Origin of the sequence: Autumnicola tepida (assembly GCF_031846485.1) — a bacterium.
GTDB classification, from domain to species: domain Bacteria; phylum Bacteroidota; class Bacteroidia; order Flavobacteriales; family Flavobacteriaceae; genus Autumnicola; species Autumnicola tepida.
In genome coordinates this window covers 1-24497 of sequence record NZ_JAVRHQ010000034.1, presented here as the reverse complement: position 1 = coordinate 24497, position 24497 = coordinate 1, and the positions used below count along the sequence as shown (strand labels likewise).

Here is a 24497-nt window from a genome sequence, read left to right as displayed (position 1 = left end):
ACTTCAAATTATTTTCTAAAGAACTTCGCTTCATAAGTTGCTGTATTCCCTACATTATCAGTCACCACCAGCTTAAAATTATTTTCGGTGTCGGTAACAGCTCCGTCACTAAAGTCGTAAGTAAGCGTGTTGTTTTTGTATTCATACTCCATCAGGATAAATTTCCCGTTTACGGTGGCGCGGTAGCTCTGGATCCCGGAGAGGTCATCACTAATCTTTACCTTTAGGGTGCTATTATTGGAAATCCATTGCCCGTTCGAAAAATTAACCGGGTTAATCCAGGGCGCTTTAGTGTCTGAAGCTAAAGTATAATCACCAAAAGTTCGCACTCCCGTCGTAAAGCGGTCTCCTTTTTTATATGTGGAAGAATAGCTGGGCCGGCCCCTGTAGCCAAGTTTGGCAATAAACATTTTCTCTTTCTCTGCAGCTTCATATTTGCTCACGTCAAAACCTATAGTGATGTTATTTTGAATTGCAGTATTGTCTTCATGAAAATGAATGGTATCACCTTGAAAGCTAATATCAAGATAGGTATCCTGATAGAGGCTGTTCTTTGGAATATAAACGTCTATTCCGTTTTGTTCTGTGGAAAAAGGCTGGTCTACCTGCACGAAATATTCGGTTTCTTCCAGTTGTTTTGGCTGAATATTATCACTGAATTTCCCCTGAATAGGAATCCTGATCACACTTTCATTGCCGGCAAAATCCTGGATTTTAATGGTATAATTATAATTGAGGCTATCCTGAATATTTAACCTTCCTTCAGATTGCACGTTAGCGTACAGGCTTAACGGGTTATTTTCATCTACAAAAAGTTTCTGTACACGGTCCCGGTGCGAGGTGTAGTATTCATAATCTATTAGTTGGTTGAGGCGACGGGTTTCCGCAAAGGAGAACCTGTCAAAATTCAGCTGAAAAACATTATCCCCATTTAAATTAGCTTCAATTTTGTACACCCCGTTTTTATTGGGCGCCATGTCCAGCTGGTCTACAGTAGCCACCCCAAAGCCAATTTTTCCGCAGGCATTAATTTTTTCCGTAGTAAAAGAACCATCCTGCAACGGGATAAGCCTTATCTTTTGTCTTTCTGCAGAATTGTTAACATGCGAACCTTCGCCTTCAGGATAAACAAAGAGGCCATCAATAATCGGCCTGCGGTGATCCTGGATTTCTATCCCAAACAGTTGTGGGTTCATTGGCCTCTGGCTGCCGTCCCTTATTTCAAAATGCAAATGCGGTCCGCCACTACCGCCGGTGTTACCACTATAAGCAACCAGTTCTCCCATATCTACTGCTAACTGCCCTTCTTCAGGAAAAAGTTCAATCTCGTAGGATTCATTGGCATATTGTTGCTTTTTTACATAAGCTTCAATTTCAGGAGAAAATCGCTGTAAATGGCCGTAAACTGTCGTGTAACCATTCGGGTGCTGAATGTAAAGCGCTTTTCCGTAGCCATAATGCTGAATTTTAATCCGGCTCACATAACCGGGAGCGGCAGCTTTAACTTCCAGCCCCTGGCGTTGCTGGGTTTTTATATCCAGCCCGCTGTGGAAATGGTTGGCACGAAGTTCCCCAAATGTTCCCGCTAAAACCAGCGGGATATCCAGAGGTTTTTGAAAATAATCCTGTGGTACCTGGGGTTGAGATTGGGCAATGCTTGTAATAGCAATAAAAGCAAGCAAAAAATAAAGCTTCATATAGATTTGTTATTCAAATTTCATAGCGCTGTAAATATAAATAAAACCAGCAATAATATTAACCCGCTTGCCCTGAGAATATTATGTTGAGGAGTCGTTTTTATAAAATTAGCAATAAAAGTATTGGGATATTTCAAAGCGTATGTTAACTTTGTGCGTATCGGCATCATATCGAGCTTTTATGAGTGAACTGGCGGAAATAGTTGATAATCTTGAAAATAGGATCAGCAAGTTGCTTCACAAGTATGAAGTTCTAAAGCAAATGCGCGATTCTTTGCAGGAAGAATTGACATCTGTTAAATCTGAAAACAACCAATTGAAAAAGGAACTGCAAGGTTCTGTTGAACGGGTTCAGACGTTGAAAGCTGCGAATGCGATGCTGGGCAGTAATGATTATAAGAAAGAAACGAAGCTCAAAATAAATAGCCTGATTAGGGAAATTGACCAATGTATAGTGCAGCTATCTGATTAATGAGACGCAATGGCGGAGAAATTGAAGATAAAAATATCGATTGCAGATCGCGTCTATCCATTGACCATTCAACCCAGCCAGGAAGAAGGTTTGCGTAAAGCGGCAAAGAAAATTGAAGGTATGATCAAACAATTTGAGCAGAGTTATGCCGTTAGGGATAAGCAGGATGTACTTGCCATGTGTGCCTTACAGTTTGCGGCGCAAACGGAACAAAAAGGCCTGGACAAGTCCGCTGAAATGATTGAAGCAGAAGATAAATTGAGATCGCTTAATGATTTACTAAAGGAACATTTAGCATCATAAGTTCTTTAAATAAAATAAGGTTACTGCCTGTATTAGTGATTTTTTGATAAACTCAACACGAATTCTTTAAAGAGGGTGAGTCAAAGTTGTTAAAGCGCGCCGCTCCCGGGAAACCGGGATGAGCGGATTCTTGATCAGCTTGTTAGCCCTAAACTTGATTTTAAGGAGTTTAATACAAAACAACAACTAATACAGGCTTTTTTTATATATAAATTTTAAATAAATGGAGATAATCATACCAATTGTTGTGGGACTTATTGGCCTGGCCATAGGTTTTGCGATAGCTAAAGCGCTGGAGCGAAAGAAGGCTTCAGAAACAATATCTAATGCTGAAAAAACTGCCGCCGGCATTATAAAAGAAGCCAAAGCTGAAGGAGAAAGTATTAAAAAGGATAAAATCCTTCAGGCTAAGGAAAAATTTATTGAGCTTAAGTCTGAACACGAAAAGGTTATTCTAAGCCGGGACAAGAAGATTAATGATGCAGAGAAAAGAATCCGGGATAAAGAATCGCAGGTTTCCGGGGAACTGGCAAAGAATAAAAAGTTAAATAAAGAACTGGAAGATAAACTTGCCGATTATGATTACAGGACAAATTACCTCGAGAAAAAGCAGGAAGAAATAGACAAGCTTCATAACAGTAAAGTTCAGCAACTGGAAGTGATTTCCGGCCTTTCTGCGGAAGAAGCCAAAGCCCAGCTTACCGAATCCTTAAAAGATGTGGCCAAAGCCGATGCCATGGCCATGATCCAGGACACGGTGGAAGAGGCGAAATTAACTGCGCAGCAGGAAGCCAAGAAAATTATCATTAACACCATCCAGCGTATTGGAACTGAAGAAGCCGTTGAAAACTGTGTTTCGGTTTTTAACCTGGAAAGTGATGATGTAAAAGGAAGGATTATAGGGCGCGAAGGTAGAAATATCCGGGCACTGGAAGCCGCTACGGGAGTGGAAATTATCGTAGATGATACTCCGGAAGCAATTATCCTTTCCTGCTTCGATTCTGTAAGAAGAGAGGTTGCCCGCTTATCACTTCATAAACTGGTAACAGATGGAAGAATTCACCCGGCGCGTATTGAAGAGGTGGTGAAGAAAACCCGTAAGCAGATAGACGAGGAGATTATTGATATTGGTAAGCGAACTGTTATAGATCTTGGTATCCATGGTCTGAATCCAGAGCTTATAAAAGTAGTGGGAAGAATGAAATACCGCTCTTCTTATGGGCAGAATTTGCTTCAGCATTCCAGGGAAGTGGCTAAGCTATGTGGCGTAATGGCAGCAGAGCTTGGGTTAAATCCAAAACTTGCCAAAAGGGCCGGGCTGCTTCATGACATAGGAAAAGTGCCGGAAACAGAAACAGAAGTGCCTCACGCAATCCTGGGAATGCAATGGGCAGAAAAATATGGTGAAAAGCCTGAAGTTTGTAACGCCATTGGGGCCCACCATGATGAAATTGAAATGAATTCCCTGCTTTCGCCAATCGTCCAGGTTTGTGATGCGATTAGTGGAGCCAGGCCGGGAGCAAGAAGGCAGGTGCTGGATTCTTATATCCAGAGGCTGAAAGATCTTGAAGATATAGCTTTTGGATTTGGTGGCGTTAAGAAGGCGTATGCCATCCAGGCGGGACGTGAACTTCGCGTAATTGTGGAAAGTGAAAAAGTAAACGACGACAAAGCGTCTAATCTTTCATTCGATATTTCACAGAAGATCCAGACAGATATGACCTATCCGGGTCAGGTTAAAGTAACTGTAATAAGAGAGACCAGGGCTGTAAATATTGCAAAGTAATACTCAGGGCAAATAGATAAAAAAATCAATCCCGCGAAAGTCCGCGGGATTTTTTGTTGAATAAGATGTTCTTTTAAGCCTTATAATCTGCATCATCATAAATGTTCTCATAAGAGTTTCCGTCAGTAACAAAGAATTCGCCGGTAACATATCTAAAATGGCGGTCCAGTGCTGCGATTTCTTTAAGATCATCTTCATCCAGTTTTAATCCTGTACTTTTAAGATTTTCTTTAATCCTGCCTTCATTGGTACTTTTAGGAATTACAGCCGTGCCGCGTTGTTCGTTCCACTTGATAAGAACCTGTCCGGCAGAAGCGCCATGTTTATCAGCAATCTTTTTAATGGTTTCATTTTCCAGTAAAGAAGGCTCATTATCAGCTTTCATGGAATCTGCCCTGTCACCACTGCCCAGGGGAGAAAACGCTGTTACATTGATGTTGTTACTGCTGCAAAATTCCAGTAATTCATTTTGCTGAAGATAAGGATGAAGCTCCACCTGATCCATTTCTGGATTTTCATCGGTTTTATCCATTAAATCCTGCAACTTCTTTATGCTGAAATTTGAAACTCCTATATGTTTTACAAGCCCCTGTTTTTTGGCCTCGATCATGGCTTCCCAGGTTTCAGTAATTGGTACTTCCTCCAGAGAATAATAGTCTTCATCATTTTTTGGAAATCCTATACCTTTTTTAAAGGCCACCGGCCAGTGAATAAGGTACAGGTCCAGGTAATCAAGCTGTAAATCCTTAAGTGTTTGCTTAAGGGCAGGAATAACGTCTTCTTTTTTATGCGAGTCGTTCCATAATTTGGAAGTCACCCATACATCTTCCCGTTTTATGTTTCCTCCTGAAAATACTTCAGAAAAAGCTTCTCCTATTTCAGCTTCATTACCATAGGTCGCGGCACAGTCGATATGACGGTAACCGTTTTTAAGGGCTATTTTAACCGCTTCTCCAACTTCACCTTTATCAGATTTCCAGGTTCCCAGACCAATGGCCGGCATTTCATCTCCATTCTTAAATTTTAAACTTTTCATAGTTGATAATTTTTTTCGGAATTTACCTATAAATTTAGCCTTCCTGAAAAGATGCAGGAGGTTTAGCAGAAATTTAATACCACATAGACTATATTGATTAGCAAATTCTTATTTCCAATTGGCAGCTGCCTCTAATTCTCTATTTTATAGCAGCAGTCATTATTGAAAGTCCTCAGGCGGCACTTTTCTGTTTAAATTAAAAATTTTATTAATTTGAAAACGTAGAGCAATAGGTTTTACTTCTATTGTCGATAGAATTTAGTTATCTTAAATATAAATCCATTGCTACAAATTATTATAATTTTATTATTATTAATTTTAATTAAAACTTTCCAAAATGGCAGATAACAAACATGAGAAACCAGGCAATCACAAGGTCTGGGAGGTAAATGAGTCCAGTAAGTGTCCTTTTATGGGGGGAGCGCTAAACTTTACTGCAGGTACCGGTACTTCAAATGAGGATTGGTGGCCAAACCAGTTAAATTTAAAAATTCTTCGTCAGCATTCTTCCCTTTCCAATCCTATGGATGAGGATTTCAATTATGCCGAGGAATTCCAAAAGCTTGATTTAAAAGCTGTAAAACAAGATCTTTTTGACCTGATGAACGATTCTCAGGATTGGTGGCCTGCGGATTACGGCCATTACGGGCCATTCTTTATTCGAATGGCATGGCATAGCGCAGGTACCTATAGAATAGGTGACGGTAGAGGTGGAGCCAGTTCAGGTTCCCAGCGTTTTGCTCCTTTGAACAGCTGGCCGGATAATGCCAACCTGGATAAGGCAAGATTGTTGCTTTGGCCGGTAAAGCAGAAGTATGGAAGGAAAATTTCCTGGGCAGATCTTATGATCCTGGCCGGAAACTGCGCCCTGGAATCAATGGGACTGGAAACCTTTGGCTTTGCCGGTGGCCGGGAAGATATTTGGGAACCAGAAGAAGATATTTACTGGGGTTCTGAAGGAGAATGGTTAGGGAATAAAGAACGGTACGCCAGCGGCGACGACCTGGAAAATCCGCTTGCTGCATCCCACATGGGCCTTATTTACGTTAATCCTGAAGGGCCTAATGGGAATCCCGATCCTGTGGGAGCTGCGCGCGATATTCGTGAAACCTTTGGGCGTATGGCTATGAATGATGAAGAAACCGTGGCACTAATTGCGGGTGGTCATACCTTCGGAAAAACACACGGGGCAGCAGATGCTATTGAATATGTAGGGGCAGAACCTGCCGGTGCAAGTATAGAAGAAATGGGCCTTGGCTGGAAAAATTCTTTTGGAAGCGGAAAAGGAGAACATACTATTACCAGTGGTATTGAAGGAGCCTGGACAGATACTCCAACGCAATGGAGCAATAAGTTTTTTGATAATTTATTTAAATATGACTGGGAATGTGTTAAAGGTCCCGGTGGTGCTTATCAATGGCAACCAAAAGATGGTGCTGGTGCAGGTACAGTTCCAGATGCGCATAATCCTGATAAAGAACATGCGCCATTTATGCTTACCACAGATCTTGCCCTGAAGGAAGATCCAGCTTATGAAAAAATTTCCAGGCGATATTATGAAAATCCCGATGAGTTTGCCAAAGCTTTCTCAAGGGCATGGTATAAATTGACCCACAGGGATATGGGGCCAAAAGAAAGATATTTAGGGCCTGAGGTGCCCAAGGAAAAACTTATATGGCAGGATCCTATTCCGGAGGTAGATCACGAGTTAATTGATGATAAAGATGTAAAGGAGCTAAGGTCCAAAATCCTTGACTCCGGGCTAACTGTTTCCCAGTTGGTTTCCACTGCATGGGCATCAGCCGCTACCTTTAGAAATTCTGATAAACGGGGTGGTGCCAACGGGGCGAGGGTTCGCTTAGAGCCTCAGAACTATTGGGAAGTGAATAATCCGCAGGAATTGCAAAAGGTTATTATGAAACTGGAGGACATTCAGGAAGAATTTAATAATTCCCAATCTGGCAATAAAAAAGTTTCCCTGGCAGACCTTATTGTTCTTGGAGGTTGTGTAGGCTTGAAAAAGGCCGCTAAGGACGCCGGTTTTGATATTGGAGTACCTTTTACTCCCGGCCGTGCCGATGCCTTACAGGAGGATACAGATATAGATGCCTTTGCTGTGCTGGAACCTGTTGCAGATGGGTTTAGAAATTACGTGAATAAGAGAAGTGAATTTTCTACGCAAACTGAAGAATTGCTGGTGGACCGTGCGCAATTAATGAACCTTACTCCTCCAGAAATGACGGTTCTTATAGGTGGTATGAGGGTTTTGGATACCAATTTTAATGGTTCAAAACTGGGAGTGTTTACCGATCGCCCGGGAACCCTTACAAACGATTTCTTTAAAAATCTTCTGGATATGGGCATCACCTGGAAAGCAAAATCTGAGGATCAACAGGAATTTGAAGGCCGTGACCGTAAAACAGGAGAAGTAAAATGGACGGGTACACGTGTAGACCTTATTTTTGGTTCTAATTCAGAATTAAGAGCCTTAGCTGAAGTTTATGGAACCAGTGACGGAGAGGAGAAATTCCTGAATGACTTTGTTGCTGCCTGGACAAAGGTTATGGAAAGTGACCGTTTTGACCTGAAATAATTCTGTTACATTTATAGTTGGAATAAAAAGGTGAGCCGTTTAAGGTTCACCTTTTTTACATTTTTTACTTATTATTATGGATGCTCAGTAAGGGAATTTATGGAGGCTTTACTGATTTTGCCTTAGCTGAAGTGAAAAAATAATTTAATTATTCTTCTGTCAGCACTTCAATGGTTTGTTTTTTCTCAGTAGGATTTTTTATGCGGATGTTGATTTTTGAATAATCCCATTTATCGTTTCCCCGTTTTGCTGAAATATCCATTTTGGCTTTTCCTTTAGTTCCGGTAATGCGGATGGTGGAACTAACCGTATTATTGTTATTGCTGAATTTTACCTCCCCTTCCAAAATTGTCATTTTATCAATTGGTTCTATTTGTCCCAATGCACTAATTATTTTTGGGTTGGATTGAGCTTTTTTAATGGCGTCATCATAAAGTTTAGGATCAGCATAAGCCTGTACCAAATCTGTGGCAATATTGTCTAATCCCGAGGACGAGGAAAAGAAAGCAGCGGTAAAGAGCAGAAGGATTATCGCGCTGCCTGCGACGATCCATTTCCAGTAGGATTTCCACCAGCCTTTTTGCTCAGTTAATTCATTATTCATAATTATATTCTGTTATCTTTTTTTCACCTGAAGCGCTTGATATACTATAAGCGTATTTTTAAATATTCGTTGATCTCTCGATACGGATATTCCAGTTGAGAAAGTATGCCCATACTTCTTATGGCGTGTGGAAGTGAGCATTCATCAATTATTTCTAGATGATCGTTATAAAGTGCAAAAGTCCTTAATTGGAAATTTTCCTGGCATTTTTCGTATTCTTCTAAAACCCAATTATAAGTTCTCTCATCAAGTGTGGTATTTTTGCCGTCCAGTCTCTCTTTCAGCTCCTTTTGCTGCTGCTCATATTCAGATTCTATCTTTGTCAAAATACTTTCTTTAAACTCATCCTTAATTTCAATTACAGAAGCAATACTTAATGGTTTTCCACTTGTTGTGGAATAGTTGAAATATTCTGTCCAATTGCTGCAATAGGCTCCACAAGCTTCCCCGAATGTACGAAGGGATAAAATTCCTTTTTTGTTATAGGTTACCTCGAAGCTGAGGTAGGTTAGCTGGTCTCCTGCCCATTGAAGTAGAGTAGAATCTATTGGTTTTGTTGCGTCTTTATTAGAAGTCATTTTTCTTATCAAATCATTGTTTATTAAGGAGTCAATTTGCCTGTCTTCTGTCATAATGATTGGATACTGAATCTTGCCCGACATACCATTTTCACCTTCTTCTTCATATGAACTGAGCTAAGCCTAAGGGTATCAATTCTGGTGGTTTGGCTAAATGTGCCCATGTTTATCAATAGGAAAAGGAGTAATAGGATTCTGTTCATTTTTTATGGGAAATTTTTTTTGTTTTTGTTTTGTTGAATACCAGCTTTTAATAATGGATATTCTCTAAAGCTCTTGAACTTTTTGGAGTTATCATTTTCTACTGCTGTGCTAAATGTAAAAAAGGTAATTTTAGTTTTTGTGGGAGGTTAAATAAATGATAGGCCCAAAAAATGGAAAAAATATGGAAATAACAACATAAACAAGCTTTTCCGTAGCAGGGATTTTAGATTTAATTATTTTTCTTAGGGAAAAGCATAACAATATTATATGGAGAAGACCTATGAAAGGAAAGAGAAGGTATAAAAATGGCCAAATGCTTAACAGGAACGGAAGACTACGTGGTACTGAAGTATATGTTACGGTTGCACCGGTATTTGCTGAAGTTACTTTTTCTAAAAGGTCCTCTGTGGAAATTGTTGAACCTGTTTCAACCTTGTAGGCTTCAGCCTCGTTTGTATAAATTAACATGGATTCATCGTTCTTAACTTCAACTTTACGTACTTCTATTTTCGGAAGAACGGTAGTGATGAATTCCGGTTGAGAAATTTCTTTATAATTCTTTCCACAAGAAAAGTGTAGGACAGAAAAAATAAAGAGCAGAATAAAAATTGTAATTTTTCGCATAAAATTATTGTTAGGTCAGGTGACTGTTAGGGATATTAAGTTCCAATAGGAAAAGCAGTAGGGTGGAAGATATTTCATACTGGTTTATATAAAACTAAGAAATTTCTTAAAATAAAAAGAACTTCATTCCTGGTTTATTATATTATCGAATTTATCTCAAATTCGTACCGCCTAAACATTATCTATGGAAAAGCTATATAAAGTTCCCTCCCAAACCAGGATTGGGCATGTGCATCTAAAAGTTTCTAACCTGGACAAGTCCCTGGAATTTTACCACGGACTTCTGGGTTTTGAAATTACTGAAAAGCTAGGGGAGGAGGCAGTTTTTCTATCGGCTGGTGGTTATCACCATCACATAGGTCTTAATACCTGGAACAGTAAAGACGCGCCAAAAGCTTCCCGCCACGGAGTTGGGCTATATCATACCGCAATTGTTTATCCGTCAAGAAAAGAGCTGGCGGTGGTACTCAACAGGTTGTTGGAACGTGATTATACTTTAACCGGTGCTGCAGATCATGGTGTTTCTGAAGCTATTTATCTGGACGATCCCGATGGCAACGGCGTGGAATTGTATTGGGATCGCCCACGGGAAGAATGGCCGCGAAAATCAGATGGCTCCGTGAAAATGTATACGCGCCCTCTTCGGCTTCAGAATTTACTTGAAGAATTAAATTGATGTAAGTCAAAAGGCCAGGTTGTGTTAAATAAATATGGTCTCTTGTGTAGAGATATGGTTATATCAGCTAGATCAATTTTGTAAAAAAAATCCGTTATCGATCTTTAAATTGAATTTTATGGAATATTATGTTATTGAAAAATTTACACAGATATTATTCATTTTAATAAGATAATTTTAGCAATTGCATACAAGAAGGCCTTATTCTGCCTTTATTTTCAGAAAAATTCAATCCTCTTTTGAGATTATGTCTTATCATGATTTTTTTCCAGCTATCGTAACAAAACTTTAGTTAAATACCTGTAAATCAAATAATTGTACAGGTTTAACTTTTTTTGAAAGTAATTTCCTTAGTTTTTATTGAAAAAGTGACTTCTTATAAGCTGTTAACTTTAATTTTTATACGTGAAATTAATTAAAAGCGAATCAACACAGGAATGAATAATAAGTATAGTAAAATTTTAACCCAAAACGATTCCCAACCCGCCGCGCAGGCGATGTTACATGCGATAGGATTAACAAAAGAAGATTTTAATAAACCCTTTGTGGGGATTGCAAGTACAGGATATGAAGGAAATCCCTGTAATATGCACTTAAATGATCTCGCCAAACTGGTAAAAGAAGGTTGTAATGAAAGCGAACTGGTGGGGCTTATTTTCAATACCATTGGTGTGAGTGACGGGATTTCCATGGGAACCCCGGGAATGCGATACTCCCTTCCATCCCGCGACATTATTGCCGATTCTATGGAAACTGTGGTAAATGCGATGTCTTATGATGGGATGGTGACCGTAGTTGGTTGTGACAAAAATATGCCCGGCGCGCTTATGGCAATGTTACGCATAAATCGCCCTGCGGTTTTAGTTTATGGCGGGACAATAGCCTCTGGTTGCCATAATGGTAAAAAACTGGACGTGGTTTCGGTTTTTGAAGCATGGGGCTCCAAGGTTTCAGGAGATATAAGTGATGAAGATTACGATAGCGTAATTGAAAAAGCCTGCCCCGGTGCAGGTGCCTGTGGTGGGATGTATACCGCCAATACCATGGCTTCGGCAATCGAAGCTTTGGGAATGTCTCTGCCTTATAATTCATCAAATCCCGCGGTGGGAGAAGAGAAGCGGGCAGAAAGTATCGAGGCGGGAAAAGCCATGCAGCTTTTAATTGAAAAGGACATCAAGCCACGGGATATTGTAAATAAAAAATCCATTGAAAATGCCATAAGATTATTGACGGTCCTTGGAGGTTCCACGAACGCGGTGCTGCATTTTCTGGCAATTGCCAAAGCCGCGGAAGTAGATTTCAGCCTGACCGATTTTGAAAAAATTTGCGACAGCACTCCTTTTATTGCCGATTTAAAACCCAGCGGGAAATACGCGATGGAAGATGTTCACAGGGTGGGAGGAATCCCGGCTGTATTAAAATATATGCTGAAAAATGACATGCTGCATGGCGACTGTCTTACGGTTACCGGTAAAACCTTAGCTGAAAACCTGGCGGAATTGCCAGATTTGGATGCCGGGCAGGATGTGATAAGGTCTTTGGATAACCCAATCAAAAAAACCGGGCATATCCGCATCTTATACGGGAATTTAGCTGAAGAAGGTTCCGTGGCAAAGATTACAGGAAAAGAAGGCCTTCAGTTTACCGGAAAAGCAAGAGTTTTTAATAGTGAATATGATGCGAATGATGGTATTTCTGAAGGAAAGGTTCAAAAAGGCGACGTGGTGGTTATTCGCTACGAAGGCCCTAAAGGAGGCCCGGGAATGCCCGAAATGCTGAAGCCTACCGCTGCCATTATGGGGGCGAAATTGGGCAAGGATGTAGCACTTATTACCGATGGAAGATTTTCCGGCGGGACCCATGGTTTCGTGGTGGGGCATATCACACCCGAAGCCCAGGAAGGCGGACTGATTGCTTTTCTTCAGGATGGTGATGAAATTACCATCAATGCTGAAACGAATAAAATTGAAGTGGCACTTTCAGAAGAAGAAATTGCCGAAAGAAAGAAAAACTGGGCAGCTCCAGCCTTAAAATTTAAAAAAGGAGTGCTATATAAATACGCGAGAACGGTTTCTTCGGCTTCACAGGGCTGTGTGACCGATGAATTTTAATACGGTGAATTATGGAAGTAAAGACAGCGAGTTTCGAAAAAAAGACCACCGGGACAACAACTAAAGTTTCCGGGGCCGAAGCGGTAATTAAATGCCTGTTGGAAGAAGGAGTGGATACCATTTATGGTTATCCCGGCGGCGCGATTATGCCCGTTTATGATGAATTGTACAAATATCAGGACAAGCTTCATCACGTCCTTACCAGGCATGAACAGGGCGCTACCCATGCTGCCCAGGGCTATGCCCGAGTGAGCGGTAAGGTGGGGGTCGCTGTTGCTACTTCAGGGCCGGGAGCTACCAATCTTGTTACCGGTATCGCCGATGCGCAGATCGATTCCACGCCCATGGTTTGCATTACCGGCCAAGTGGGTTCGCACCTGCTGGGCAGCGATGCTTTTCAGGAAACCGATATTGTGGGGATTTCAACACCCATTACCAAGTGGAATTACCAGATAACCAAAGCCGAAGAAATTCCTGAAGTGCTGGCAAAAGCTTTCTATATTGCCAAATCTGGGCGGCCGGGTCCTGTGTTAATAGATATTACCAAAGATGCCCAGTTTGCATCGCTGGAGTTCAGCTATAAAAAATGTTCGGGGATAAGGAGCTATAAACCTTTTCCTGAAGTAAACCTTCTTGAGGTGGAAAGGGCCGCCGAAGCCATCAACAATGCCAAAAAACCAATGATCGTTTGGGGGCAGGGCGTAATTCTTGGCGGTGCCGAATCTTTGCTGAAGCAGGTTGTAGAAAAAGCGGGAATTCCCGCAGCCTGGACCATTTTGGGCCTCTCAGCCTTGCCTACAGAGCATCCGCTTAATGTTGGGATGGTGGGAATGCACGGCAATTACGGCCCTAATATGCTCACCAACGAATGCGATGTTTTAATTGCCATTGGGATGAGGTTTGACGACAGGGTTACAGGAAATTTAGATCATTATGCCAAACAGGCCAATATCATCCATTTTGAAATAGACCCTGCCGAAATCAATAAAAATGTGCATGCCGATATTCCGGTTTTGGGGGATGTAAAAGAGACTCTAAAAATGTTACTGGAACTGCTCAAGCCTAATAAACATGAAGCCTGGCACCAGCAATTTAAAGATCATTATAATATCGAATTTGATAAGATCATCAAAAACGACCTAAACGCCGAACGTGGCAAAATTGGAATGGCCGAGGTTCTGGATGAAATCAATAAATGCTCCAAAGGGGATGCGGTAATCGTTTCCGATGTGGGGCAGCACCAGATGGTGGCCTGCCGCTATTCAAAATTCAACAAAACCCGGAGCAATGTTACTTCCGGAGGATTGGGCACCATGGGCTTCGCGCTTCCTGCTGCTATAGGCGCAAAAATGGGAGCGCCAGAAAGGGACGTTGTGGCCATTATTGGAGACGGCGGTTACCAGATGACCATTCAGGAACTGGGAACCATTTTCCAGACCAAAGTACCGGTGAAAATCGTGGTTTTGAACAACGGGTTTTTAGGCATGGTGAGGCAGTGGCAGCAGCTGTTTTTTGATAAAAGGTACGCCTCTACCGAAATGACCAATCCGGATTTCGTGACCATTGCCAAGGGGTACCATATACAAGCCAAGCAGGTGACCGAGCGGGCAAATTTAAAAGACGCTGTTAAGGAAATGATGGAATCTGAAGAAGCCTATTTCCTCGAAGTAAGAGTTGAACAGGAAGAAAATGTATTCCCGATGATACCAACGGGAGCTGCAGTTTCAGAAATACTATTGGAATAATGGAAAAGAGAAATTATACCGTTTCTATTTATACGGAAAACAATTTGGGGTTATTGAGCAGGATTGCGGCAATTTTCCTGAAAAGGCACATCAATATTGAAAGTATTACCGCTTCGCCGAGTGAGGTGAACGATGTGATGCGCTTCATTATTATTGTGAATGTAACCGAAGAGCAGATCAAGAAAATCGTGGGGCAAATCGAAAAGCAGATAGAAGTGATTAAAGCATTCTATCATACCGATAAGGAAACCATTTTCCAGGAAACCGCCCTTTATAAAATCAAATCTGAAGATTTTCTGGATGACCATAGTATCCAGGATTTTATCAAAGAAACCAACGCCAGGATCGTCACCGTTACAAGAGACTTTTTTGTAATAGAAAAAACCGGGAAGCGTCATGAAGTAGACCATCTGTATGAAATTCTAAAACCATACGGGTTAATGCAGTTTGTAAGATCGGGAACGATCGCGGTAACCAAAAACGAAATGCCAATATCAGGAATATTAGAAAAATTTAATACAACAAATTCAATATCATGACAAACTATTTTAACAGCCTTTCTTTACGTGAACAATTAGCCCAGCTGGGAACCTGCCGGTTTATGGCGCTGGATGAATTCAGCGATGGGGTGGCTGCATTAAAAGATAAAAAAATAGTTATTGTGGGCAGCGGGGCCCAGGGACTTAACCAGGGACTTAACATGAGGGACAGCGGTCTCGATATTTCTTATGCCCTGCGTGAAGGTGCGATTAAGGAAAAGCGCCAGTCCTGGAAAAACGCAACAGAAAACAATTTTAAAGTGGGTACTTACGAAGAGATGATCCCTCAGGCAGACCTGGTGATCAACCTTACCCCCGATAAGCAGCATACCTCTGTGGTTAAAGCCATCTTGCCCCACATTAAGAAAGACGCGGTGCTCTCTTATTCCCATGGTTTCAATATCGTGGAAGAGGGAATGCAGATAAGGGACGATATTACCGTGATTATGGTCGCTCCAAAATCTCCCGGTTCCGAAGTTAGGGAAGAGTATAAAAGAGGTTTTGGTGTACCAACTCTTATCGCCGTGCATCCTGAAAACGATCCGCAGGGCATCGGGTTTGAATGGGCCAAAGCCTATGCAGTGGCAACAGGAGGGCATAAAGCCGGGGTTTTGGCCTCTTCTTTTGTAGCTGAAGTAAAATCAGATTTAATGGGGGAGCAAACCATTTTATGCGGGGTGCTCCAAACAGGTTCCATACTTACCTTTGATAAAATGGTTGCCGATGGCGTGGAGCCTTCCTACGCGGCAAAACTCATTCAGTACGGCTGGGAAACCATCACTGAAGCTTTAAAACACGGTGGAATTACAAATATGATGGACAGGCTTTCCAATCCTGCCAAAATCAGGGCGAACGAAATTTCAGAAGACCTGAAGCAGCAAATGAGACCGCTTTTCCAGAAGCATATGGACGATATTATTTCCGGAGGCTTCAGCAGCCGTATGATGGAAGACTGGGCAAACGATGATAAGGAATTGCTGGAATGGCGAGCCGCAACAGAAAATACAGCATTTGAGAAAACCGAGGCAACTTCAGAAGAAATTAAAGAGCAGGAGTATTTTGATAAAGGAGTGTTACTGGTGGCATTTGTAAAATCGGGTGTGGAGCTTGCTTTCGAAACGATGGTTGAAGCAGGGATCATTGCAGAATCGGCTTATTACGAGTCCCTGCATGAAACACCGCTTATAGCCAATACCATTGCGAGAAAGAAATTATACGAAATGAACCGTATTATTTCTGATACGGCCGAATATGGATGCTATCTTTTTGATCATTCCGCCAAACCGCTTATCAAAGATTATATAAACAGCCTTGAGCCCGAAGTGGCTGGCAAATCCTATGGAACCGACTATACCGGAGTGGATAACCAGGAATTGATTGCGGTTAATGACGAGATAAGAAACCATCCTGTGGAAAAAGTAGGAGGAGTGTTGAGAAAGGCGATGACCGCCATGAAAAAAATATACACATAATGGAAACTTTGCTGGCAAACGAAAAAATATATAAACCCCAAATGGAAGCGGTAGAAGATGCCGCGGAACGGATTTCTAAAGTGGTGGTTAAAACGCCACTGGCAGATTCCTTTACCTATTCCAAAAGATACGATGCGCGTATTTTGCTGAAAAGGGAAGACCTACAGCAGGTGCGTTCCTATAAAATTAGGGGGGCTTATAACAAAATTTCGAGTTTGCCGCAGGAGCAGCTGGATAAGGGCGTGATTTGCGCAAGTGCGGGAAATCATGCCCAGGGTGTGGCTTTCGCCTGTAATAAATTGCAGGCGAAAGGCGTCATCTATATGCCCATTACCACTCCGCGCCAAAAAGTGGAGCAAACACAGATGTTTGGCGGGGAATGGGTTGAGGTGATTCTGAAGGGCGATACTTTCGACGATTCCTATAAAAATGCCATGAAGCATGGGGACAAATTCGGGCAGGTGTTTATACATCCTTTTGATGATGAAAAGGTTATTGAAGGCCAGGCTACAATAGGCCTGGAAATCCTGGAACAGGCAGATGCGCCTATAGATTATGTTTTTGCGCCTTTGGGTGGAGGCGGACTTCTGGCCGGGATATCCTCAGTTTTTAAGCAGCTTTCCCCAAATACTAAAATTATTGGCGTAGAGCCGGAAGGCGCAGCCTCTATGACTTCATCCTTAAAAGAAGGAAAAGTGGTGGAACTGGCCCAGATTGAACGTTTTGTTGATGGTGCAGCCGTACAGAAGGTGGGGTCGCGAAATTTCGCCATCTGTAAAGAAAACCTTGACAAGATGGTAACGGTTCCCGAAGGCAAAATTTGCCAGACCATCCTGGATCTTTATAACCAGGATGCGATTGTGGTGGAACCTGCCGGGGCCATGGCCATTTGCGCTTTAGATTCTTTTGCTGAAGAAATTAGAGGTAAAAACGTGGTATGTATCGTAAGCGGTAGCAATAACGATATTACCAGGACAGCCGAAATTAAAGAACGCGCTTTGCTCTATCGCGGGCTCAAACATTATTTCATTATTAGTTTTCCGCAAAGGGCAGGGGCCTTAAAAGAATTTGTTGCTAAAGTACTGGGGCCAAACGATGATATCACTCATTTTGAATACTCTAAAAAGCACCACCGGGAAAATGGTCCTGCAGTGGTAGGTATCGAATTAAATGACCCGGCTGATTTTGAACCACTTGTAGACCGAATGAAGAAAAAGAACTTTTATGGAGAATATTTAAACGACAAGCCAAATTTGTTTCAATTTTTAGTCTGAAGTGCTTTGTGGGTAAAAAATTTAATGTACATTTATAACATGATTTCGCAACACGATATAATATTGCCAGGTTTTCGCTGCCCGCGTAGGCGCAGGTAGTCAGTTATTTCCAACCGTTCTTGTAATATTATTGAAATCACATCTACATTGAAAAATTTAAGCGACATATTAATAACCACAGATTTCAGGATTCTTTCTGAACCATCTCCCATGCGCCGCTTTTTCCCCCGCACGTAAGTGCGTGTATCATTTATGGAACTTAGGTGAGTCCGGTTCCCTCTTCAGCAAACAAAAATCGAATTAATTTTCTCAACTTAATTTCTTAGCACATGAAAATTGTCATTGCTAATAAGTCTCATGCTTCTTACGCAGAGATCATTTGTACAAATATAGAAGAATCGGCCAAGGTACGCGGTACGGGTATCGCGCGTCGTACACCGGAGTACATCATCAGCAAAATGGAAAAAGGAAACGCGGTGATTGCCCTGGATGGTGAAAAGTTTGCCGGTTTCTGCTATATCGAGACCTGGAGCCATGAAAAATACGTGGCCAATTCCGGCCTCATTGTACATCCCGATTATAGAAACCGGGGGCTTGCCAAAGATATTAAAGAGGTAATCTTTAAATATTCCCGGGAAAAATATCCTGCCGCAAAGATCTTCGGAATTACCACGGGCCTGGCTGTGATGAAGATCAATTACGAGCTGGGGTACCAGCCGGTGACATTTTCTGAACTTACCGATGATGAAAGCTTCTGGAAAGGCTGCCAGACCTGTAAGAACTACGATATTCTTACCAGGACGGAGCGCAAGATGTGCCTTTGTACCGGCATGATGTATGATCCTGAAAAGAAGAAAAATACAGAGAAAAAAGAATCGATGAATGATAAGGCATTCAAAAGGTTGAAAAATATAAAACAGACGCTTTTCTATAAAAAGGAAAAAAGCGAAAACTGATTTGCTCCCATAGAACACCGGAAGGGTTAAACATGCTCCTAAAAAAGGAGGGGAGCAAAACAAGTAAAAATTATTCGTGCATTCTGCCGAAAAAATATTTAAAATGAAAAAAGTAGTGATTGCGTACAGTGGAGGTTTAGATACCTCTTACTGCGCCAAGTATTTATCTAAAGAAGAAAATTTTGAAGTGCATGCGGTAAGTGTAAATACCGGTGGATTTTCCCAGGAAGAGATTGAGAAAATAGGCTCCAATGCTGAAAAAATCGGGGCTAAAACCTATAAAAATATTGATGCCGTCGCTTCGTTTTATGATAAGGTGGTGAAATTTCTCATTTTCGGCAATGTATTGAAGAATGACACCTATCCGCTTTCAGTAAGTGCTGAGAGGATTGTACAGGCGATTGAAATTGTTAATTACGCGAAAGAAATTGGCGCGGAATACATTGCTCACGGCAGTACCGGCGCAGGAAATGACCAGGTAAGGTTTGATATGATCTTTCAAACCATAGCTCCTAAAATTAAAATTATCACCCCAATTCGGGATAAGCAGTTAACCCGGCAGGAAGAAATTGAATACCTGCAGGCCAATGGCGTAGATATGAACTGGGAAAAAGCCAAATATTCCATAAACAAAGGCCTATGGGGAACCAGTGTAGGAGGTTCGGAAACGCTTACTTCAGAAAAACCTTTACCGGAAGAAGCTTATCCTTCACAATTGCAGGAAAATGAACCAAATGAAATCAGCCTTCATTTTACCAAAGGAGAACTTACCGGGGTGAACGGCAAAGAAAACCTGCCTGCAAAAAATATTGAGATCCTGGAAAGCCTTGCTTCCAAATATGCTGTTGGCCGGGACATTCATGTTGGGGATACCATAATTGGAATAAAAGGAAGGGTGGGATTCGAGGCTTCCGCAGCCTTAATTACCATAAAAGCGCATCATCTACTTGAAAAACATACGCTCAGCAAATGGCAACTTCAGCATAAAGATTATATCGCCAATTGGTATGGCACGCATCTTCATGAAGGCCAGTATCTGGATCCGGTGATGCGGGATTTTGAAAAATTTCTGCAAAGCTCCCAGGAGCAGGTTACTGGGGAGGTCTTCGTTACACTTCACCCATACCGCTTTACCTTAGACGGAATTAAATCCGGCAACGATTTAATGAACAGCAGCTTTGGGAAATACGGGGAAGAAAACAAAGCCTGGACGGCAGACGATGCCAAAGGCTTTATTAAAATACTGGCAAATGCCGGTAAGATTTATCAACACGTAAAAGGGCAGAAATGATATCAGCGGGAATTATTGGCGGAGCAGGTTACACGGCAGGGGAACTCATCAGGATTTTACTCAGGCATCCAGAAGTAAATATCAATTTTGTTTACAGCACTTCACAGCCGGGAAAGCCTGTGGCGGCAGTCCATCAGGATCTTTTGGGCGAAACAGATTTGCAGTTTAGCGGGGAGATTGATAAAGACATTGATGTTGTTTTTCTTTGCCTGGGGCATGGGAATTCGGTTAAATTTCTTTCTGAACACCAGTTTTCAGAAGAAACAAAAATCGTAGACCTGAGTACCGATTACAGAATGGCAGACGGGAAGCATTCATTTGTTTATGGCCTTCCGGAGTTTAAAAAAGAAGAAATCAAAAAGGCAGATTTTATCGCCAACCCCGGATGTTTCGCCACCGCCATCAGCCTTGCAATTTTACCCCTGGCAAAGGCAAAGCTTACAAAGGATGAGTGGCACGTAAATGCCGTTACCGGGGCCACAGGAGCAGGGACTTCACTTTCTCCTACCACTCATTTCACCTGGCGGGACAATAATTTTTCGGCTTATAAGGCTTTTGAGCATCAGCATTTAAATGAAATCGGGCAGAGCCTTAACCTGCTACAGCCGGGTTTTTCAACCCAAATAAATTTCATCCCGAACAGGGGGAATTTTTCCAGAGGAATACATGCCACGGCCTACACCAAATTTTCGGGGAGCCTGGAAGAGGCAAAAGATCTTTACATGGAAGCTTATAAAGATGCCGCTTTTACTTTTTTGGTAGAGGAGGAGCTGCATTTAAAACAGGTGGTGAACACCAATAAATGTTTACTGAAATTACAAAAATTTGGCGATAAACTTTTAATAACCAGTATTATTGATAACCTGCTGAAAGGTGCTTCCGGCCAGGCGGTACAGAATATGAACCTGATGTTTGGCATTGAAGAAACCGCAGGCTTAAAGCTGAAGGCGAATTATTTCTAAATAGAGTCAATGAGGTAAAAAGTCAAAGAGTGAAAAATTTGAGTGGATAATTATGGAAGATCCGGCAGACAAAATTTAAAATTTATCATTCAAAATTAGTAGTGATGCGTTTAAAATGAATAAATCCCTCAGAAGCCAGTGATTACAGGGTTTCTGATGATTTTGATTTTTTTGGATTTGAAATGGATTTTGACTTTTGAATGGGAATAACAATTTGTTATTTATCATAATTTAATGAATAACAAGGTTTTAAAAAATAAATCCAGTTCAAAAATTAATTTGCTCATTCGAACGCATCAGCAGTAATTCAAAATCTAAAATAACAGGCAATAATAGTTGAAGTGAAAATTTAAATTTTTGGGATCTGTGGGAAAGGAAGTGGGCAGTGAAAAGTGCAGGTGAGGTGGAAAAAGTTATAGTCAATCAGTAATAGTTAATGAAGTTTGGGTTTAAAATTTAAAATTCATCATTCAAAATTTAAAATAACAGATAATGAAAATAGCCATTTTAGGTGCGGGGAACCTGGGAATTTCCATCGCGAAAGGCCTTATCTTCAGCAATGCCTTTACCACCCTTTACCTGAGTAAAAGAAAGGTGGAAGATATTAAAGATTATGAAGAATATTCAAAAGTAACGGTAACTGCAGATAATCTGGAAGCGGTGAAGAATTCTGACATTCTTATCTTTTCTGTACAACCTACCCAGCTGGAAAGGATCCTTGAAGAAATAAAGGATGCATTAACCGATAAGCATGTGCTGATTTCCACCGTCACCGGCTTTAAAATTCCGCGTATGGAAGCCATTGTTGGGCAGGAACATTTCATTATCCGCTCCATGCCCAACACGGCCATTGCCGTTGGAAAATCGATGACCTGCCTTTGCAGTAACGAAAAAGGGCAGAAACGGATTGCCATTGCCGAGGCTATCTTTAACCGCCTGGGAAGCAGTATTATTATTCCTGAAAATAAAATGCAGGCCGCAACGGTAATTTGCGCCAGCGGAATCGCCTTCTGGATGCGCCTTATTCGCGCTACCACCCAGGGAGCCGTACAGTTGGGGTTTGACGCGAAAGACGCGCACGAACTTTCCATGCAAACCTGCCTGGGCGCGGCAAGCCTTTTAATAGAATCGGGAAACCATCCCGAAGAGGAAATAGATAAAGTTACCACGCCGCGCGGCTGTACCATTGAAGGTCTAAATGAAATGGAACATAACGGTTTGAGTTCTTCCCTGATTAAGGGCATTCAGGCTTCGTTCAGGAAAATCAACAATATATCTGAAAATTAAATATGGAATTATTTGATGTTTACCCGCTTTATGATATTACTCCCATAAGGGGCGAAGGCGCCTACGTTTTTGATAAAGAGGAAAACAAATACCTGGATTTATACGGCGGGCATGCCGTGATTTCTATCGGGCATTCCCATCCGGCGTATGTAAATGCGCTAAGCGGACAGGTAAGGCAGCTGGGTTTTTATTCAAATTCCGTTAAAAATCCGTTGCAAAAGGAACTGGCCGATAAGCTGGAGAAGGTTTCCGGAGTAAAGAATTATAGTTTGTTTTTGTGCAATTCTGGCGCTGAGGCCAATGAAAATGCCCTGAAACTGGCTTCTTTTCACACCGGCAGAGATAAGGTAATTTATTTTGATAAAGCTTTCCACGGAAGGACTTCCGGGGTGGTGGCCGTGACCGACAATGAGGCTATAAAATCTCCATTCAATAAAGGCCATCAGGTGATAAAATTAGCTTTCGATGATACCGTGGCTTTGGAAAAGGAGCTCAAAAACGAAGATATAGCGGCGGTGATTTTTGAAACCATCCAGGGAGTGGGCGGTTTAGATGAAGCCAGCAGTGAATTTTACCAGAAAACTTCAGCCTTATGTAAAAAATTTGGAACTGTGCTGATTGCCGATGAGGTGCAGGCGGGATATGGAAGAACAGGCGACTTTTTTGCTTTTCAGAAACATGAAATAAGGCCTGATATTATTTCTATAGCTAAGGGAATGGGCAACGGGTTTCCTGTTGGGGGAATCCTTATAGGTAAAAATATTGAGCCCAAATACGGGATGCTGGGAACTACCTTCGGCGGGAACCATCTTGCCTGTGCTGCCGGTATTGCGGTGCTTGATATTATCGAAAAAGAACAGTTGCTTAAAAATGCCCAGGACTTATTTGAGTATGTAAAGAACCAGGCGGATGAAATTCCGCAGATCAAAAAAGTAAAAGGAAGAGGTTTGATGATTGGGCTGGAATTCGATTTTGAAATCGCCCAACTTCGCAAAGAGCTGCTGTTCAAGCATCAGGTTTTTACCGGCGCGGCCTCTAATAAGAAGCTGCTGCGGATTTTACCTCCGTTAAATATTAAAAAAGAACATTTTGACGTATTTTTTAATGTTTTGAAAATAGCGTTGAAGTAATACCTGTAAGGTTTTTAAAACCTTTTAGGTGTATAAGAAGGCAAATAAATAATAGTATTAAGGAAAATTTTTAGGACAAGTAGCCCTCGCTGGTTTTAAAACTTCTGGGATAATTGGAAAGAATAGAGCAAAGATATATCTACAAGGTCTGCAAGACCTTGCAGGAGGAGTAGAAATTAAAAAATAATAATGGACAACTACATCACATTAGCAGACATTGATAACTTACAGGAATTAATAGAGGAAGCCCTTCAGCTAAAAAAGGAAAATACGGCGGCAGAAATCGGAAAAGGAAAAACGCTCGGAATGCTGTTTTTTAACCCGAGCCTGCGCACCCGTTTAAGTACAGAAAAAGCCGCGAAATTGCTTGGGATGGAGGTGATGGTGATGAATGCCGATAAAGATGGTTGGGCGCTGGAATTTGAAGATGGCGCGGTAATGGATTCCACTAAGGCCGAACATATAAAGGAAGCCGCGGCGGTACTTTCTGAGTATTGCGATATAATTGCCGTACGGGCTTTCCCTGAATTAAAAGATAAGGAAAAAGATGAAGCTGAACTGGTAATAAGGGGCTTTAAAAAATATGCTTCAGTCCCTGTGGTAAATCTCGAAAGTGCCACGGGCCATCCATTGCAGGCCCTTACCGATGCCATTACCATTTCAGAATTAAAGAAAACCAAAAAGCCCAAAGTGGTCCTTACCTGGGCGCCACATCCCAAAGCCCTGCCGCAATCGGTGCCTAATTCTTTTGCTGAAATCATGCAAAAATCAGATGTGGATTTTGTAATTGCCAATCCCGAGGGTTACGACCTTAATCCGGAAATTACCCAAAATGTGCCGGTAACCCACAACCAGGAAGAGGCCTTGAAAAATGCCGATTTTGTGTATGTGAAGAACTGGAGCAGTTATACGGCATACGGGCAGCAACCAAAGGTTAAAGGAAGCTGGACTTTTAATGAACACAAATTAAAAATAACCAATAATGCCAAAGTTATGCATTGCCTTCCGGTAAGAAGGAACGTTGTAATTGCAGACGAGGTGCTGGATAGTTATAATTCGGTTGTTATACAACAGGCCGGGAACCGCACTTTTGCGGCACAGGCGGTTTTGAGGAGGCTGCTGGAAGAGTGATTAGTGGAGAAGTGAATGGTGAAGAG

The 24497-nt window shown here is 41.6% G+C and carries 21 protein-coding genes and 1 other RNA gene; 17 read left to right on the top strand and 5 right to left on the bottom strand.

Annotation, left to right across the window (positions count from 1 at the left end):
- Positions 1 to 8 precede the first annotated feature (8 nt).
- Positions 9 to 1697, bottom strand: coding sequence for a M23 family metallopeptidase (locus tag RM553_RS18225; protein WP_311536398.1), 1689 nt, complete (start codon positions 1695 to 1697; stop codon positions 9 to 11).
- A gap of 181 nt (positions 1698 to 1878) precedes the next feature.
- Here RM553_RS18225 and RM553_RS18220 point away from each other — a divergent pair, with 181 nt between their 5' ends.
- The 4 genes from RM553_RS18220 (at position 1879) to rny (ending at position 4258) form a co-directional block, all read left to right on the top strand.
- The gene (locus tag RM553_RS18220; protein ID WP_311536397.1) at positions 1879 to 2169 is read left to right on the top strand and encodes a hypothetical protein; all 291 of its coding nucleotides are present in this window, start codon (positions 1879 to 1881) and stop codon (positions 2167 to 2169) included.
- Positions 2170 to 2178: 9 nt separating this feature from the next.
- Complete coding sequence (locus RM553_RS18215) at positions 2179 to 2472, top strand: cell division protein ZapA (RefSeq protein ID WP_311536396.1); 294 nt, start codon at positions 2179 to 2181, stop codon at positions 2470 to 2472.
- 50 nt (positions 2473 to 2522) lie between these two features.
- Positions 2523 to 2643: non-coding RNA, 6S RNA (gene ssrS / locus RM553_RS18210), on the top strand.
- A gap of 52 nt (positions 2644 to 2695) precedes the next feature.
- Positions 2696 to 4258 carry a ribonuclease Y gene (gene rny / locus RM553_RS18205; protein ID WP_311536395.1) on the top strand — a complete coding sequence of 521 codons (1563 nt, stop codon included), beginning with the start codon at positions 2696 to 2698 and terminating at the stop codon, positions 4256 to 4258.
- A gap of 73 nt (positions 4259 to 4331) precedes the next feature.
- Here the strand turns inward: rny and RM553_RS18200 are convergent, their stop codons facing one another.
- Positions 4332 to 5294 (bottom strand): aldo/keto reductase, encoded by a 963-nt coding sequence (locus tag RM553_RS18200; RefSeq protein WP_311536394.1) that lies wholly within the window; start codon positions 5292 to 5294, stop codon positions 4332 to 4334.
- Between the two features lie 337 nt (positions 5295 to 5631).
- On the opposite strand from RM553_RS18200, the gene katG reads away from it, so the two are divergent.
- The gene (katG, locus tag RM553_RS18195; RefSeq protein ID WP_311536393.1) at positions 5632 to 7887 is read left to right on the top strand and encodes a catalase/peroxidase HPI; all 2256 of its coding nucleotides are present in this window, start codon (positions 5632 to 5634) and stop codon (positions 7885 to 7887) included.
- 148 nt (positions 7888 to 8035) lie between these two features.
- Here katG and RM553_RS18190 read toward each other — a convergent pair whose 3' ends face one another.
- From RM553_RS18190 to RM553_RS19755, 3 genes are all read right to left on the bottom strand, one after another.
- Positions 8036 to 8491 (bottom strand): cytochrome c oxidase assembly factor Coa1 family protein, encoded by a 456-nt coding sequence (locus RM553_RS18190; protein WP_311536392.1) that lies wholly within the window; start codon positions 8489 to 8491, stop codon positions 8036 to 8038.
- 44 nt (positions 8492 to 8535) lie between these two features.
- The gene (locus RM553_RS18185) at positions 8536 to 9153 is read right to left on the bottom strand and encodes a hypothetical protein (protein ID WP_311536391.1); all 618 of its coding nucleotides are present in this window, start codon (positions 9151 to 9153) and stop codon (positions 8536 to 8538) included.
- Between the two features lie 249 nt (positions 9154 to 9402).
- Positions 9403 to 9897 carry a PLD nuclease N-terminal domain-containing protein gene (locus RM553_RS19755; protein ID WP_432271476.1) on the bottom strand — a complete coding sequence of 165 codons (495 nt, stop codon included), beginning with the start codon at positions 9895 to 9897 and terminating at the stop codon, positions 9403 to 9405.
- A 184-nt stretch (positions 9898 to 10081) separates the two neighbouring features.
- Here RM553_RS19755 and RM553_RS18175 point away from each other — a divergent pair, with 184 nt between their 5' ends.
- From RM553_RS18175 to RM553_RS18120, 12 genes are all read left to right on the top strand, one after another.
- Positions 10082 to 10573 (top strand): VOC family protein, encoded by a 492-nt coding sequence (locus tag RM553_RS18175; RefSeq protein ID WP_311536389.1) that lies wholly within the window; start codon positions 10082 to 10084, stop codon positions 10571 to 10573.
- Positions 10574 to 11010: 437 nt separating this feature from the next.
- Positions 11011 to 12684 (top strand): dihydroxy-acid dehydratase, encoded by a 1674-nt coding sequence (ilvD, locus tag RM553_RS18170; RefSeq protein WP_311536388.1) that lies wholly within the window; start codon positions 11011 to 11013, stop codon positions 12682 to 12684.
- 11 nt (positions 12685 to 12695) lie between these two features.
- A complete protein-coding gene (ilvB, locus tag RM553_RS18165; protein ID WP_311536387.1) occupies positions 12696 to 14429 on the top strand; it encodes a biosynthetic-type acetolactate synthase large subunit in 1734 nt (577 codons plus the stop codon).
- A complete protein-coding gene (gene ilvN, locus RM553_RS18160) occupies positions 14429 to 14968 on the top strand; it encodes an acetolactate synthase small subunit (RefSeq protein ID WP_311536386.1) in 540 nt (179 codons plus the stop codon). The genes ilvB and ilvN overlap by 1 nt, the downstream gene beginning before the upstream one ends.
- A complete protein-coding gene (gene ilvC, locus RM553_RS18155; protein ID WP_311536385.1) occupies positions 14965 to 16440 on the top strand; it encodes a ketol-acid reductoisomerase in 1476 nt (491 codons plus the stop codon). The genes ilvN and ilvC overlap by 4 nt, the downstream gene beginning before the upstream one ends.
- Entirely contained in the window at positions 16440 to 17714 is a 1275-nt protein-coding gene (gene ilvA, locus RM553_RS18150) for a threonine ammonia-lyase IlvA (protein WP_311536384.1), read from the top strand. The genes ilvC and ilvA overlap by 1 nt, the downstream gene beginning before the upstream one ends.
- A gap of 329 nt (positions 17715 to 18043) precedes the next feature.
- Entirely contained in the window at positions 18044 to 18670 is a 627-nt protein-coding gene (locus RM553_RS18145) for a GNAT family N-acetyltransferase (protein ID WP_311536383.1), read from the top strand.
- Between the two features lie 103 nt (positions 18671 to 18773).
- Complete coding sequence (locus tag RM553_RS18140) at positions 18774 to 19961, top strand: argininosuccinate synthase (RefSeq protein WP_311536382.1); 1188 nt, start codon at positions 18774 to 18776, stop codon at positions 19959 to 19961.
- A complete protein-coding gene (gene argC / locus RM553_RS18135) occupies positions 19958 to 20923 on the top strand; it encodes an N-acetyl-gamma-glutamyl-phosphate reductase (protein ID WP_311536381.1) in 966 nt (321 codons plus the stop codon). The genes RM553_RS18140 and argC overlap by 4 nt, the downstream gene beginning before the upstream one ends.
- Positions 20924 to 21415: 492 nt before the next feature.
- Entirely contained in the window at positions 21416 to 22210 is a 795-nt protein-coding gene (gene proC / locus RM553_RS18130) for a pyrroline-5-carboxylate reductase (RefSeq protein WP_311536380.1), read from the top strand.
- A gap of 2 nt (positions 22211 to 22212) precedes the next feature.
- Positions 22213 to 23340, top strand: coding sequence for an aspartate aminotransferase family protein (locus tag RM553_RS18125; RefSeq protein ID WP_311536379.1), 1128 nt, complete (start codon positions 22213 to 22215; stop codon positions 23338 to 23340).
- Between the two features lie 189 nt (positions 23341 to 23529).
- Positions 23530 to 24471: an N-acetylornithine carbamoyltransferase gene (locus tag RM553_RS18120; protein ID WP_311536378.1), complete on the top strand. Its 942-nt coding sequence runs from the start codon at positions 23530 to 23532 to the stop codon at positions 24469 to 24471.
- Positions 24472 to 24497 lie beyond the last annotated feature (26 nt).